This is a genomic window from Leifsonia sp. RAF41 (assembly GCF_052114085.1).
Classification (GTDB): domain Bacteria; phylum Actinomycetota; class Actinomycetes; order Actinomycetales; family Microbacteriaceae; genus Leifsonia.
On record NZ_JBFREB010000001.1, the window covers coordinates 616,895 to 629,311 of the forward strand.

The 12,417-nt window shown below is 68.9% G+C and carries 12 protein-coding genes; 9 read left to right on the forward strand and 3 right to left on the reverse strand.

Translation table 11 applies throughout. The features are described 5' to 3' along the window. Positions 1–31 precede the first annotated feature (31 nt). Positions 32–793: a 3-hydroxyacyl-CoA dehydrogenase gene (locus AB4Y74_RS02955; protein ID WP_441797626.1), complete on the forward strand. Its 762-nt coding sequence runs from the start codon at positions 32–34 to the stop codon at positions 791–793. A 24-nt stretch (positions 794–817) separates the two neighbouring features. Here AB4Y74_RS02955 and AB4Y74_RS02960 read toward each other — a convergent pair whose 3' ends face one another. Further along, positions 818–2,269 carry a helix-turn-helix domain-containing protein gene (locus tag AB4Y74_RS02960; protein ID WP_441797627.1) on the reverse strand — a complete coding sequence of 484 codons (1,452 nt, stop codon included), beginning with the start codon at positions 2,267–2,269 and terminating at the stop codon, positions 818–820. Between the two features lie 114 nt (positions 2,270–2,383). On the opposite strand from AB4Y74_RS02960, the gene AB4Y74_RS02965 reads away from it, so the two are divergent. Continuing rightward, positions 2,384–4,216: a phosphoenolpyruvate carboxykinase (GTP) gene (locus AB4Y74_RS02965; protein ID WP_441797628.1), complete on the forward strand. Its 1,833-nt coding sequence runs from the start codon at positions 2,384–2,386 to the stop codon at positions 4,214–4,216. A gap of 89 nt (positions 4,217–4,305) precedes the next feature. On the opposite strand, the gene AB4Y74_RS02970 is transcribed toward AB4Y74_RS02965, so the two are convergent. Continuing rightward, positions 4,306–6,285: an ABC transporter ATP-binding protein gene (locus tag AB4Y74_RS02970; protein WP_441797629.1), complete on the reverse strand. Its 1,980-nt coding sequence runs from the start codon at positions 6,283–6,285 to the stop codon at positions 4,306–4,308. 171 nt (positions 6,286–6,456) lie between these two features. Here AB4Y74_RS02970 and AB4Y74_RS02975 point away from each other — a divergent pair, with 171 nt between their 5' ends. From AB4Y74_RS02975 to AB4Y74_RS02985, 3 genes are read left to right on the forward strand one after another with little or no spacing between them, the layout of a single operon-like run. Then, positions 6,457–7,380 (forward strand): ABC transporter ATP-binding protein, encoded by a 924-nt coding sequence (locus AB4Y74_RS02975; RefSeq protein ID WP_441797630.1) that lies wholly within the window; start codon positions 6,457–6,459, stop codon positions 7,378–7,380. After that, positions 7,377–8,255, forward strand: a complete 879-nt coding sequence (locus AB4Y74_RS02980; RefSeq protein ID WP_441797631.1) for an ABC transporter permease — start codon at positions 7,377–7,379, stop codon at positions 8,253–8,255. Before AB4Y74_RS02975 ends, AB4Y74_RS02980 begins: the two co-directional genes overlap by 4 nt. Beyond that, on the forward strand, positions 8,252–9,082 hold the full coding sequence (locus AB4Y74_RS02985; RefSeq protein WP_441797632.1) for an ABC transporter permease: 831 nt from the start codon (positions 8,252–8,254) through the stop codon (positions 9,080–9,082). Before AB4Y74_RS02980 ends, AB4Y74_RS02985 begins: the two co-directional genes overlap by 4 nt. 21 nt (positions 9,083–9,103) lie before the next feature. Here AB4Y74_RS02985 and AB4Y74_RS02990 read toward each other — a convergent pair whose 3' ends face one another. Continuing rightward, complete coding sequence (locus AB4Y74_RS02990; protein ID WP_441797633.1) at positions 9,104–10,498, reverse strand: MFS transporter; 1,395 nt, start codon at positions 10,496–10,498, stop codon at positions 9,104–9,106. 168 nt (positions 10,499–10,666) lie between these two features. Between AB4Y74_RS02990 and AB4Y74_RS02995 the strand changes: the two genes are divergently transcribed. The 4 genes from AB4Y74_RS02995 (at position 10,667) to AB4Y74_RS03010 (ending at position 12,417) form a co-directional block, all read left to right on the forward strand. Further along, the gene (locus AB4Y74_RS02995; protein ID WP_441797634.1) at positions 10,667–11,095 is read left to right on the forward strand and encodes a DUF2269 family protein; all 429 of its coding nucleotides are present in this window, start codon (positions 10,667–10,669) and stop codon (positions 11,093–11,095) included. A gap of 85 nt (positions 11,096–11,180) precedes the next feature. Next, entirely contained in the window at positions 11,181–11,537 is a 357-nt protein-coding gene (locus AB4Y74_RS03000) for an ArsR/SmtB family transcription factor (RefSeq protein WP_441797635.1), read from the forward strand. After that, on the forward strand, positions 11,534–12,010 hold the full coding sequence (locus AB4Y74_RS03005) for an SRPBCC family protein (RefSeq protein WP_441797636.1): 477 nt from the start codon (positions 11,534–11,536) through the stop codon (positions 12,008–12,010). The genes AB4Y74_RS03000 and AB4Y74_RS03005 overlap by 4 nt, the downstream gene beginning before the upstream one ends. Further along, entirely contained in the window at positions 12,007–12,417 is a 411-nt protein-coding gene (locus AB4Y74_RS03010) for a VOC family protein (RefSeq protein WP_441797637.1), read from the forward strand. The genes AB4Y74_RS03005 and AB4Y74_RS03010 overlap by 4 nt, the downstream gene beginning before the upstream one ends.

A 12,417-nucleotide genomic window follows, 5' to 3' on the forward strand; every position in this document is an offset into this window, starting at 1 on the left:
TCCATTCACTCGACGACCCCCAGGGAGAACCATGCAGCTCGACGGATGCTCCGCCCTTGTCACCGGCGGGGCCAGCGGCCTGGGCAACGCCACAGCTCACGCGCTCACCGAGGCAGGCGCGCATGTCGTCATTCTCGACCTCCCGCGCTCGGAGGGGGAGAAAGCGGCGGTCGCCCTCGGCCCCACCGCGCGGTTCGTGCCGGCCGACGTGACCGACGAGGAGCAGGTGCAAGCGGCGATCGACACCGCGTCCGGCCTCGGCCCCCTGCGCGTCGTGGTCAATTGCGCGGGCATCGCCACGGCCGAGAAGGTCATCGGGCGGGACGGCCTCATCCCGTTGGAGCACTTCGAGCGCGTGGTCCGCGTCAACTTGATCGGCACCTTCAACGTCGTCCGGCTCGCCGCCGCGGCGATCGCTCAGACCGAGCCGGTGGGCGAGGAGCGCGGCGTGATCGTCAACACGGCGTCCGTCGCCGCCTTCGACGGCCAGATCGGACAGTCCGCCTACGCGGCGTCGAAGGGTGGCGTCGCGGCCATGACGCTGCCGTTGGCGCGGGAGTTCGCCCGCAGTCTCATCCGGGTGATGACGATCGCGCCGGGCATCTTCGAGACGCCGATGATGGCGGGGCTGCCGCAGGCGGCCCAGGATTCGCTGGCGGCGCAGGTGCCGCATCCATCTCGGCTCGGGAAGCCGGCCGAGTACGCGGCCCTCGTGCGAGCGATCGTCGAGAACCCGATGCTCAACGGGGAGACGATCCGCCTCGACGGCGCGATCCGCATGCAGCCCAAGTAGCGGGAGCCGCCGCCTCCGAAGGCGTCAGGCTCCGGAGTGCGCCTCGAGGAAGGCGTAGACGTCGGAGTCGTCGACGCCCGGGAACGACCCCGACGGCAGCGGCGCCAGGATGTGTGCGTGCAGCCGCGCGCTCGGCCAGGCCTTGCCCGCCCAGCGTCCGGACAGTTCGGATGGCGCCCGCTTGCAGCACGACTCGTCGGGGCAGCGTGACTCCGCGCGGTCGGTCGTCTCTCGGCCGCGGAACCACTTGGCCTCGTCGAACGGCACGCCGACGCTGATCGAGAAGCCGCCTTCGGTGGTCGTGCCGGTCTGCGTGGCGCACCAGTACGTCCCCGCGGGCGTGTCGGTGTACTGGTACAGCTCGGTCGTCCGGTTGGTGTGCGTGAAGGCGCTGCGGGCACCCCACTTGCGGCAGACCACCTGGCCTTCGATCGAGCCGGTCACATCCGTGGGCAGCGGAAGCCCGTCGTTCTCGTAGCCCTTGTAGAGCGCTCCGTCGTCGCCCACCCGGAGGAAGTGCATGGTCATGTCGAGGTGACTGGTCGCGAGGTTCGTCAGCCGCAGCGCGGCCGCCTCGTGGGTGACGCCGAAAGCGTCGCGGAAGTCCTCGACCGCCAGATCCCGCTCCTTCTTGGCCTGCTGCAGGAAACCGACGGCGGCGTCCCGCGGCATCAGGCAGCAGGCGGCGAAGTAGTTGATCTCCAGCCGCTGCCGGAGGAAGTCCGCGTACGACGTGGGTCGCGTATGCCCGAGAAGCCGGTGGGCCATCGCCTGCAGTGCCATCGAGCGGAGGCCGTGCCCGCCCGGGATGGAGGCCGGCGGCAGGTAGATCCGCCCGTTCTCCAGGTCGGTGATCGACCGGGCGGATCGGGGCAGGTCGTTGACGTAGATCAGCTCGAAGCCCAGCTTCTCGGCCATCACGCTGACCTCGCGGTGCGTCAGGGCGCCGCGGGTGTGGCCGGATGCGCGCACCTGCTGCTCCGCCAGCTCCTCGATCTCGGGCATGTAGTTGTCCTGAGCGCGCATCCGCTCCCGGAGCTCGGTGTTCGCCCGCCGCGCTTCCTCCGGCGTGGCGACCGCCTCGGTCGCGCGTCGGCTGAGCTCCCGGTGCAGTCCGACCAGTGAGCGGAGGGTCTCGGTCGGCGTGCCCTTCGTCGGCTTGACCGCGGGCAGCCCGAGCGAGGCGTACAGCGTGCCGCGCTGCGCTCGAGCCAGCTCGATCTCCAGCGCTGCCCGCTCATCCGGGGGCTCGGCGGAGAGCAGGTCGGCCGGCTGGACGCCGAGCGCGGAGGCGAGGCTGCTGAGGAGCGAGATCCGCGGCTCCCGCTTGCCGTTCTCGATCAGGGAGAGCTGGCTCGCGGCGACACCGGCCGCCGCCCCCAGATCATCGAGCGTCATGCCACGGCGCGTGCGGAAGTGACGGATGCGGTGCCCGAGCGTGGCGACATCGATGTCGCCGGCGTCCACGTTGCTCATGCCTTCACGATAGCGAAAGATTCGCGATTCTTACGGAGAAATTGTGGGGCCCACGCCGCGGAACATCCCGGATGCTGGATGCATCACCACTTCTTTCGACGAAAAGGACTCCCCATGAGTATCGCCGAACTCGACCTTCCCGGCACCGCACCGATCGGCGGTCTGTCCGCGGTCCGAGCCTGGGTCGACGACATCGTCGCCCTCACCCAGCCGGACGAGGTGGTCTGGTGCGACGGCTCTCTCGCCGAGGCCGACCGCCTCACGAAGCAACTCGTCGCGGAAGGGAAGCTCATCCGGCTGAACCCGGAGTGGCGGCCCAACAGCTTCCTCGCGCGCACCGACCCGGGCGACGTGGCCCGCGTCGAGGACCGCACGTTCATCTGCTCCAGGGACGAGTCGGACGCCGGCCCGACCAACAACTGGCGCGAGCCGGAAGCCATGCGGGCCGAGCTCCGCACGGTCTTCGCCGGCAGCATGCGCGGCCGCACGATGTACGTCGTGCCGTTCTCCATGGGGCCGGTCGGCGGCCCACTGTCGCAGGTCGGCATCCAACTCACCGACTCCGCCTACGTGGCCGTCAGCCTCGGGATGATGACCCGCGTCACCGCGACCGTGCTCGACCTCATCGACGCCGGGCAGCCCTGGGTTCCGACCGTCCACAGCGTCGGTCACCCGCTGGTCGACGTGAGCGGGACGCGCACGGACGACGTCGCGTGGCCGTGCAACACGACGAAGTACATCGTGCAGTTCCCGGAGACGCGGGAGGTCTGGTCGTACGGTTCCGGCTACGGCGGCAACGCCATCCTCGCCAAGAAGTGCTTCGCGCTGCGCATCGCCTCGGTGATGGCGCGCGACGAGGGTTGGCTCGCCGAGCACATGCTGATCATCAAGGTCACTTCGCCGGAGGGGCGCGCCTTCCACTTCGCGGCGGCCTTCCCGTCGGCGTGCGGCAAGACCAATCTGGCGATGCTGGAGTCGAGCATCCCGGGCTGGCGCGTGGAGACCATCGGGGACGACATCGCCTGGCTGCGACCCGGACCGGACGGCCGGCTCCGCGCCATCAACCCGGAGGCGGGCTTCTTCGGCGTCGCGCCGGGCACCGGTGAGAGCACCAACCGGACCGCAGTCGAAACGCTCTGGGGAAACACGATCTTCACCAACGTGGCACTGCGCGACGACGGCGATGTCTGGTGGGAGGGGCTGACCGACGAGCCGCCTGCACACCTGATCGACTGGGAGGGGAAGGACTGGACGCCCGGAAGCGGTCGCCCGGCCGCGCATCCGAATTCCCGTTTCACCGTGAGCGCCGCGCAGTGCCCGTCTATCGCGGACGACTGGGATGCGTTCGACGGCGTGCCGATCGACGCCATCCTGTTCGGCGGACGCCGGGCCAGCAATGTCCCGTTGGTCGCTCAGGCGCGGGATTGGCGCCACGGCGTGTTCATCGGTGCCACCATCTCGTCGGAACGAACCGCCGCGGCCGAGGGGACCGTCGGCGAGCTGCGGCGCGATCCGTTCGCGATGCTGCCGTTCTGCGGCTACAACATGGCGGACCACTGGGCGCACTGGCTGGAGATGGGGGAGCAGCTCGGCGACAAGGCACCGGCCGTGTTCCAGGTGAACTGGTTCCGCAAGGGCGACGACGGCCGGTTCCTCTGGCCCGGCTTCAGCGAGAACGCCCGCGTAATCGAATGGATCGCCCGTCGCGTGGAGGGGACCGCTGGAAGCGTAGGAACGCCCATCGGTCGCCTGCCGGTCGTCGATGAGCTGGACCTGGACGGACTCGACCTCCCGGCGGACGATGTGGCGGCCCTCTTCGAGGTGGACCCGCAGAGCTGGCTCGCCGAGTGCGACCTCACCGAGGAGTTCTTCGCCCGTTTCGGCAGCCGCGTCCCGCCGGCTCTCCGCGCCGAGCTCGCCTCGCTCCGCTACCACCTCCGCGCCTGACCCGTCCCCTCCATCGCTTCCTCACTTAATCCGCTGAATGTGCCTGCGAAGCCGGATTAAGTGAGGAAGCGATTGAGGGGACGAGCGGGTCAGACGAGGAGCTGGTGCTTGGCGAGGTCGCGGTAGAGGGGGGTGCTCTCCACGAGTTCCGAGTGGGTGCCAGTGCCGATCACGCGGCCGTGGTCGAGCACCACGATCTGGTCGGAGTCGACGACGGTGGACAGGCGGTGCGCGATCACCAGGAGCGTCCGGTCCACGGCGACCGCGTCGATCGCCTCCCGCATCAGCTGCTCGTTGCGGCCGTCGAGGCTGGAGGTGGACTCATCCAGCAGAAGCACGGGCGGCGCCGCCAGCAGCGCACGGGCGATCGCGAGACGCTGGCGCTCGCCGCCGGACAGCATGATGCCGTCTTCGCCGACCGGAGCGCCCAGCCCGAGCTCGTTCCGTTCGAGGACCTCGGTCAGGTTCACGGCGTGCAGCACGTCGATGCATTCCCCGTCGGTCGCCTCCGGCGCCGCGAGGGTCAGGTTGTCACGGAGCGACCCCGCCAGCACGGGCGCATCCTGCTCGACGTAGCCGATCTGGGACCGCAGCCCCACGCGGTCGAGCGTGCGCACATCCATCCCGCCGAAGCGGACCTCGCCGGCCTGCGGGTCGTAGAAGCGCTCGACGAGAGCAAGGATGGTCGACTTGCCCGCGCCCGACGGCCCGACGAGGGCGGTGCGCTTGCCGCGCGGGACGCGGAAGCTGACGCCGTGCAGGACGCCGCCGTGACGCTGGGCGCCCTCGCTGCTGCCTGCCCCGGCTGCAGCCTCCGCCTCGGCCACCACATCCGCACCGGTGAACGCCTCGAACGCCAGGCGCTCGGGGCTCGGCTCGGGCGCCTGCCTCCCGGCGACCGCCCCGTCGGCGGTCGCGACCGGCGCCGAAACGCCGTCGGGATACGCGAAGCGCACGTCGGCGAACTCGATCGCCGGCGCCTCCGGCGCGAGCCCTTCGTTGGCCGCGCCGACCGTCAGGGCGAGGGGTGCGAGTTCCCGGTCGTGCTGGTCCTCGGTCGGCAGGTCGAGGATCTCCTGGATGCGGCCCAGCGCCCCGAGCGCCGAGTTCACCGCCGCGATCGCGCCGAACGCCTGGCCGAGCGGCAGGATCATCATGAACAGGAACAGGATGAACGTCACCAGGCTCGCGACCGTGATCGCTCCGCTGGCCACCCGGAACCCGCCGACGCCGAGTACGACGAGGAACGACACCTGCATCGCGATCCCGGCCACCGGGACTACGAGCGCCGAGATCTTCGCAACCTGGATGCCCATCCGCCAGGCACCGGTGGCGTCGTCGTCGACCGCGGCGATCTCGCGTTCCGTTGCGTTCGCGGCCCGGATGGTCCGCACCGAGCTGATCGCCCGCTCCACCGCGGCGGCGAGGTCGCCGACCTTGTTCTGCGCCTTCTGGCTGGCCACCCGGATGCGCCCGGACAGCAGCACCACGGTCACGACCGAGATGGCCACGACGAGCACGGTCAGGCCGAGGAGCACCGGGTCGATGATGAGCATCGCGATCAGAGCGCCGATGAACGTCAGCGCGCCGCCGATCGCCTCCACGAGCCCCTGCGTCAGCACCGCGCGCAGCAGCGTGGTGTCCGAACCGACGCGCGAGACGAGATCGCCGGTTCGGCGGGTGTCGAACTCGCTGATCGGTAGTCGCAGCAGCCGTCCGACGAGTTTGCGGCGCGACGACAGCACGACCCCTTCACCGGTTCGCTGCAGCAGGTAGTGCTGGTAGCCGGAGATCAGTCCGGAGATGATGACCAGGGCGACGAGCGCCCACACCAGACCGCCGAGCGGCTGCTGCTTGCCGACGACGTTGATCACCTGGCCCACCAGGAGCGGCTGCGCGAGGCTGGCCGCGGCGCCCAGGATGCTGAGAACGACCACGACCGCGAGCACGCGCTTGTGCTCGAGCAGGTACGGCAGCAGCTGCGAGAAGCGGGCGCGCGGCCCCGCGTCGTCGGTGGGGCGGCCGAAGCCGCGACGGCGGCGCGGCGCGGCGGTGGACGTGCGTGACATGACGGTGTCTCCGATCGGGGGAGGAGGGGGCGTCGTTGGGGGCGGCGGCGCCGCTACCTCCGACCGTACTTCTTGTGGACTGCCTGTTTGCTGACACCGACAGCCAGGGCCATGAACTGCCAGACGACGTGCCGTCCCTAATGTCGGCGGTCGCGGCTACAGTGCTGAACTATGCCGCCCGTCATCGCCGCTCGCGACCTGGTCAAGAAGTACAAAGACTTCCCGGCCGTCGACGGCATCAGCTTCGAGGTCGAGCCGGGGGAGTCGTTCGGACTCCTCGGCCCCAACGGCGCGGGTAAATCGACCACGATGCGGATGATCGGCGCGGTCTCCACGCGGACAGGCGGCGACCTCAGCATCCTGGGACTCGATCCGGACCGCTACGGTCCCGAGATCCGCTCGCAGCTGGGAGTCGTGCCGCAGGCGGACAACCTCGACACCGAACTGCGCGTGCGCGACAACCTCATCGTCTACGGGCGATACTTCGGCCTGCCAGCGACCCGCGTCCGCAAGCGGGCCGACGAGTTGCTCGCCTTCGCCCAGCTGGAGGACAAGGCAAAGGCGAAGGTCGACGACCTCTCCGGCGGCATGAAGCGCAGGCTCACGATCGCGCGCGCGCTCATCAACGATCCCCGCATCCTGCTGCTCGACGAACCCACGACCGGCCTCGACCCGCAGGCGCGTCACATCCTCTGGGACCGTCTGTTCCGCCTCAAAGAGCAGGGCACGACGCTGGTCCTCACCACCCACTACATGGATGAGGCCGAGCAGCTGTGCGACCGGTTGGTCGTCGTCGACAAGGGCACCATCATGGCGGAGGGTGCGCCGGCGGCGCTCATCCGCGAGTACTCGACGCGCGAAGTGCTGGAGGTGCGGTTCGGGTCCGAGCGCAACGCGGAAGTCGCGGGCCGCCTCGACGGCATCGGCGAACGCATCGAGGTCCTGCCGGACCGGGTGCTGGTCTACAGCGACGACGGCGAAGCCGAACTGGTGCGGATCACCGAGCGCGGGCTGCATCCCCTCACCAGCCTGGTGCGCCGGTCGAGCCTGGAAGACGTCTTCCTCCGGCTGACCGGACGGAGCCTCATCGAATGAGCGCGACCGTCGGACCTGTGGGGGCGGCCGGCGCGCCCGAGCCGGACCTGCGGGAGGATGCGCGGGCGGCACTCGCCGCAGCGCTGCGGCCACGACGTTTCGGCGCCTGGTACGTGGCCGAACACCGCTTCCTGGTGATGCGCTCGTACCTGCAGACGCTGCTCGTCACCGGATTCGGCAATCCGCTGCTGTACCTGCTGGCCATGGGGCTCGGGCTGGGGAGCCTGGTGAGCGCCAACATGGGCCCCAATGCGGTCGACGGCGTCAGCTACCTCGCATTCGTCGCGCCGGCGCTGCTGTGCACGGCGGCGGTCACGGTGGCGAGCGAGGAGTTCACCTACCCAATCATGCTCGGGTTCAAGTGGAACCCGACCTTCTACGGCATCAACGCGTCTCCGATCGCTCCCGGCCAGATCATCGACGGCGTCCTGATCGCCGTCGTGGCCCGGCTGCTCGGCACGAGCATCGTCTACTTCGCGTTCATGGTGCTGTTCGGCGGGGTGCCCGATCCGTGGGGCTGGGTGAGCATCCTGATCGCCACGCTCGGCGGCCTCGCGTTCGGGGTTCCGATCATGGCCTACGTCGCCACTCTCGAGCAGGACACCGGCCAGATCGCGATGCTCATGCGCTTCGTGCTCCTGCCGATAACCCTGTTCTCGGGTACATTCTTCCCGCTGTCGAGCATGCCGCCGTTCCTGCAGTGGATCGGCTGGATCTCACCGCTCTGGCACTCCACCGAGCTCTCGCGCGTCTTCACGTACGGGATGGAGGAGCCGCTCTGGCTCTCGGTCGTCCACGTCCTCTACTTGCTCGCGCTGTTCGTCGCCTTCTGGCTGTGGACGCGTCGCATCGCCGCGAAGAGGTTGAACAAATGACCGCGACCGGCGATCGGCTCGCGACGTCCGCCTCCCGAACCCGTCCCCTGGGTGCTCTGTACGCGGGGAACGCGCGCTCGGTGATGCAGCGAGGCTGGTCCGCGACCCGGAGCACGAACTGGCTGGTGATCCTCTCGGGCTTCTTCGAGCCGATCTTCTATCTGCTCTCGCTCGGCATCGGTTTCGGGGCGCTGGTCGGCGATATCCAGACCTCGACCGGTGAGCAGGTGCCGTACGCCGCCTTCATCGCGCCCGCGCTGCTGGCGACGGCGGCCATGAACGGCGCGGTCTACGACTCGACGTGGAACGTCTTCTTCAAGATGCACTTCGCCAAGCTCTACGAGGGGATGCTGGCCACCTCCCTCGGCCCGCTGGATGTGGCGCTCGGCGAGATCCTGCTCGCCCTGCTGCGCGGTGCCCTCTACGCGGTCGGCTTCATGCTCGTGATGCAGGCGCTCGGCCTCAACCTGTCGTGGTGGGCGCTGCTGGCGCTGCCCGCCGTCCTGCTCATCGCGTTCGGGTTCGCCAGCTTCGGGATGGGGATCACCAGCTACATGAAGACGTTCCAGCAGATGGACTGGATCAACTTCATCCTGCTCCCCATGTTCCTGCTCTCGGCGACCTTCTACCCGATCACCGTCTACCCCGAGCCGGTGCAGGTCATCATCCAGGCCATGCCCCTGTGGCACGGGGTGGAACTGGTCCGGGGACTCACGACGGGCGACGTGCACCTGGGGATGCTGTGGCACGTCCTGTACTTCGTGGTGATGATCGTGCTCGGCCTCATCCTGACCACCCGCCGCCTGCGCGCCCTGTTCCTCGACTGAGCGCGCAGGCGGCGGCGGTCCTCAGCTCACGTTGCCGGAGAAGTCGATGTCGCGGGTCTCCTTCGAGATGAGCAGCGCGATCAGCGTCAGCACGCCCGCGAGGGACAGGTAGACGCCGACCCAGATGGTGCTGCCGCCGGCGATCGTCCACAACCACACCGCGATGGTCGGCGCGACGGCCGCGCCCAGCACGCTGGAGAGGTTGTACGCCACGGCGGATCCCGTGTAGCGCACGTTCGTCGGGAAGAGCTCCGGCAACTCCGCGCCCATCGGCCCGAAGGTCAGCCCCATCAGCGTGAAGCCGATGATGAGGAGGGCCATGGTGCCGACCGTGCCGCCGGCGAACAGCGGCACGAACAGGAGACCGAAGACGATGATGCCGATGGTGACCCAGATCAGTGTCTTGCGGCGGCCGAACCGTTCCGCGAGGGGACCTGCCACCAGCGTGAAGATGCCGAAGAACACCACTCCGATGATGAGCATGATCAGGAAGTCGTTGCGGCTGAAGCCGAGACCGGGCACGAAGCTCGCCGCCGCGAACGGCTTGCCGGCCTTCTCAGCGGCGGCCTGCGCCTGCTCGGGTGTCGACGCGGTGGTTCCATAGGTGAGCGTGAACGCCGTCATCAGGTAGAACAGCACATAGGTCGCCAGCATGATGAAGGTGCCCAGCACGATCTGCCGCCAGCTGGTGCGGAACACGCGCGCGAGCGGGAGCTTCGCCACCTCGCCGGTGTCGACGACCTTCTGGAATGCGGGGGTCTCGACGAGCTTGAGCCGGACGTAGAGCCCGACGACGACGAGCACGGCGCTCAGGAGGAACGGGATGCGCCACCCCCACGCCGCGAACGCCTCGGGGGAGATCGTGAGGCTCAGGATGAGGAACAGCACGTTCGCGACGATGAAACCGATCGGTGCGCCCAGCTGCGGGAAGGTGCCGTAGATGGCGCGCTTGCCCGCCGGGGCGTTCTCGGTCGCGAGCAGCGCAGCGCCGCTCCATTCGCCACCGAGGCCGAGCCCCTGGCAGAAGCGCATCACGACGAGGAGGAACGGCGCCCAGAATTCCCATCCCGGCACCTGCGCGGTCGGCAGGCAGCCGATGAGCACCGTTGCGATGCCCATGGTGAGCAGCGAGCCGACGAGCGTGCCCTTACGGCCGATGCGGTCGCCGAAGTGGCCGAACAGGACCGAGCCGATGGGGCGCGCGATGAAGGCGACGCCGAACACGGCGAAGGAGGCGAGGAGTGCCGTCGTCGGGTCTGCGTTGGTGAAGAACAGGGCGGGGAAGACCAGGACGGCGGCGGTCGCGTAGACGTAGAAGTCGTAGAACTCGATCGACGTGCCGATGAGGCTGGCGAGGATGACGCGGCCGCGGGTGTTGGCGGGCGCAGGGGAGATGGCGGGGGCCGTCGTAGACATGCGTGTGGAGTGCTTCCAGAGTTGCGAGGGAGGGCCGCATGGCGTGCGCGGCGTCGGTCGGGCGGAAGGCGCGCATGGGCGAAAAGACAGGCAGCGCTTGTGGCGCCCTTCTACCCTATGCGCGGGGCGGGAGTCAGCCGAATCCGGCGGCTCACTACGCTGGAGGGCATGGAAACACTGTTCGCTGTACTGCACGTCGTCACGGCCGTCTTCATCGTCGGTCCGATGGCCATCCTCCCCATGACCGCGATGCGCGCCGTTCGCGCGGGGGACGCCCGTCAGGTCGAAACGCTGGCGAAGTCGACCAACCTGCTGTCGCTGCTGTCGCTCCTGGTCGTGCTGTTCGGCTTCGGCGTGATGGGGCTCGCGGACAAGAAGTACGACCTGAGCATCACCACGCCGTGGATCCTGTGGTCGATCATCCTGTACGTGGTCGCGCTCGGTCTGACCCTGTTCGTGGTCGTCCCGAGCATGCGCCGCGCGGGAGAGGCGCTGCGCGACGGCACGGCGTCGCGCTACCCCGCCATCGCCGCAGGCTCGGGTGTCGCCAGCCTTCTGCTGCTCGCTGTCGTCGTGCTCATGGTCTGGAAGCCGTAAGCCGGTCCTCCGGTGCATTGACGCCGCTCGACATTCGCTCTACATTGGTAATCAACCAAAGCGTTGATCAAGAGGAAGGTTGATCTTGCCGGACGATGAGGGTCTCGACAGAGCCTTCGCCGCGCTGGCGGACCCGGTACGGCGCGCGATCGTCGCGCGTCTGAGTCGCGGCCCCGCCACCGTGAACGAACTCGCGGAGCCGTTCGCCATCACGCTGCAGGCGGTGTCCAAGCACATCAGTGTGCTGGAGGCGGCCGGCCTGGTCTCGCGCACCCGCGAGGCCCAGCGGCGTCCGGTGCACCTGGAGGCGGCCGCGCTCGAACGGCTCACCTCCTGGATCGACCGCTACCGGCTCGAGGCGGAGGCACGCTATCGCCGCCTCGACGCCGTTCTGACCGACGCCGGACAACAGGAGCACCTGAACAGGGAGAGGGAATCATGAGCAACCCCGTCGTCATCGATGCCGTACCCGGCACGTCCTACGCCGACATCACGCGCGAATTCGACGCGCCGGTAGAGGCGGTGTTCCGCGCCCACGCGGACCCCGAATTGTTCGCCCGGTGGATCGGCCCGCGCCGGCTCGCGAACACCATCACCGACTGGGACTTCCGCTCCGGCGGAAGCTACGGTTACGAGGCGCGTGACGACGAGGGATCGGTGTACGCGTTCCGCGGCGTCATCCACACCGTCGTCGAGAACGAGCTCGTCATCCAGACCTTCGAGTTCCTGGGCGCGCCCGGCGAGGTGAGCCTGGACCGGATGCGGTTCGAGGCCCTGCCGGACGGTCGCTCGCGACTCGTCGGCCGGTCCGTCATGACGTCGCGCGAGGCTCTGGAGCAGATGATCGCGAGCGGCATGGAGTACGGCATGCGCGAGGGATACGAGAAGCTCGACGAATTGCTGGGGGCATCATGACAAACAATCCGACTCCGTCCGTTGCCGCCGGGGCGATGATGCTCGAACTGGTGATGCTGCCGGTCGCGGACATCGACCGCTCGATCGCATTCTACCGCGACCAGGCGGGCTTCGCCGTCGATGTGGATGTGGCACCGACGGAGGGTGTCCGCATCGTCCAGCTCACGCCGCCCGGCTCCTACTGCTCGGTGACGATGACGACGGGCATGGCCGACGCCGCCATGCCGCCTGGCTCGCTGCGCGGACTCCACCTCGTCGTCGCCGACATCGAGGCCGCGCGGGACGCGCTGGTCGCGCGCGGCGTGGATGTCGCGCCGGTCCAGGACATGGGCGGCGTGCTCTACGCCTGGTTCGCCGACCCGGACGGGAACACCTGGACGCTCCAGCACATGCCCTGGCGGGCCTGA

What these genes read in the sequence shown, in the direction of transcription:
- AB4Y74_RS02985 (WP_441797632.1), top strand. Translation starts at nt 8,252, where the DNA reads ATGACCGCGACCGGCGATCGGCTCGCGACGTCCGCCTCCCGAACCCGT.
- AB4Y74_RS02980 (WP_441797631.1), top strand. Translation starts at nt 7,377, where the DNA reads ATGAGCGCGACCGTCGGACCTGTGGGGGCGGCCGGCGCGCCCGAGCCG.
- AB4Y74_RS02975 (WP_441797630.1), top strand. Translation starts at nt 6,457, where the DNA reads ATGCCGCCCGTCATCGCCGCTCGCGACCTGGTCAAGAAGTACAAAGAC.
- AB4Y74_RS02955 (WP_441797626.1), top strand. Translation starts at nt 32, where the DNA reads ATGCAGCTCGACGGATGCTCCGCCCTTGTCACCGGCGGGGCCAGCGGC.
- AB4Y74_RS02960 (WP_441797627.1), bottom strand. Translation starts at nt 2,269, where the DNA reads ATGAGCAACGTGGACGCCGGCGACATCGATGTCGCCACGCTCGGGCAC.
- AB4Y74_RS03010 (WP_441797637.1), top strand. Translation starts at nt 12,007, where the DNA reads ATGACAAACAATCCGACTCCGTCCGTTGCCGCCGGGGCGATGATGCTC.
- AB4Y74_RS02990 (WP_441797633.1), bottom strand. Translation starts at nt 10,498, where the DNA reads ATGTCTACGACGGCCCCCGCCATCTCCCCTGCGCCCGCCAACACCCGC.
- AB4Y74_RS02965 (WP_441797628.1), top strand. Translation starts at nt 2,384, where the DNA reads ATGAGTATCGCCGAACTCGACCTTCCCGGCACCGCACCGATCGGCGGT.
- AB4Y74_RS02970 (WP_441797629.1), bottom strand. Translation starts at nt 6,285, where the DNA reads ATGTCACGCACGTCCACCGCCGCGCCGCGCCGCCGTCGCGGCTTCGGC.
- AB4Y74_RS02995 (WP_441797634.1), top strand. Translation starts at nt 10,667, where the DNA reads ATGGAAACACTGTTCGCTGTACTGCACGTCGTCACGGCCGTCTTCATC.
- AB4Y74_RS03005 (WP_441797636.1), top strand. Translation starts at nt 11,534, where the DNA reads ATGAGCAACCCCGTCGTCATCGATGCCGTACCCGGCACGTCCTACGCC.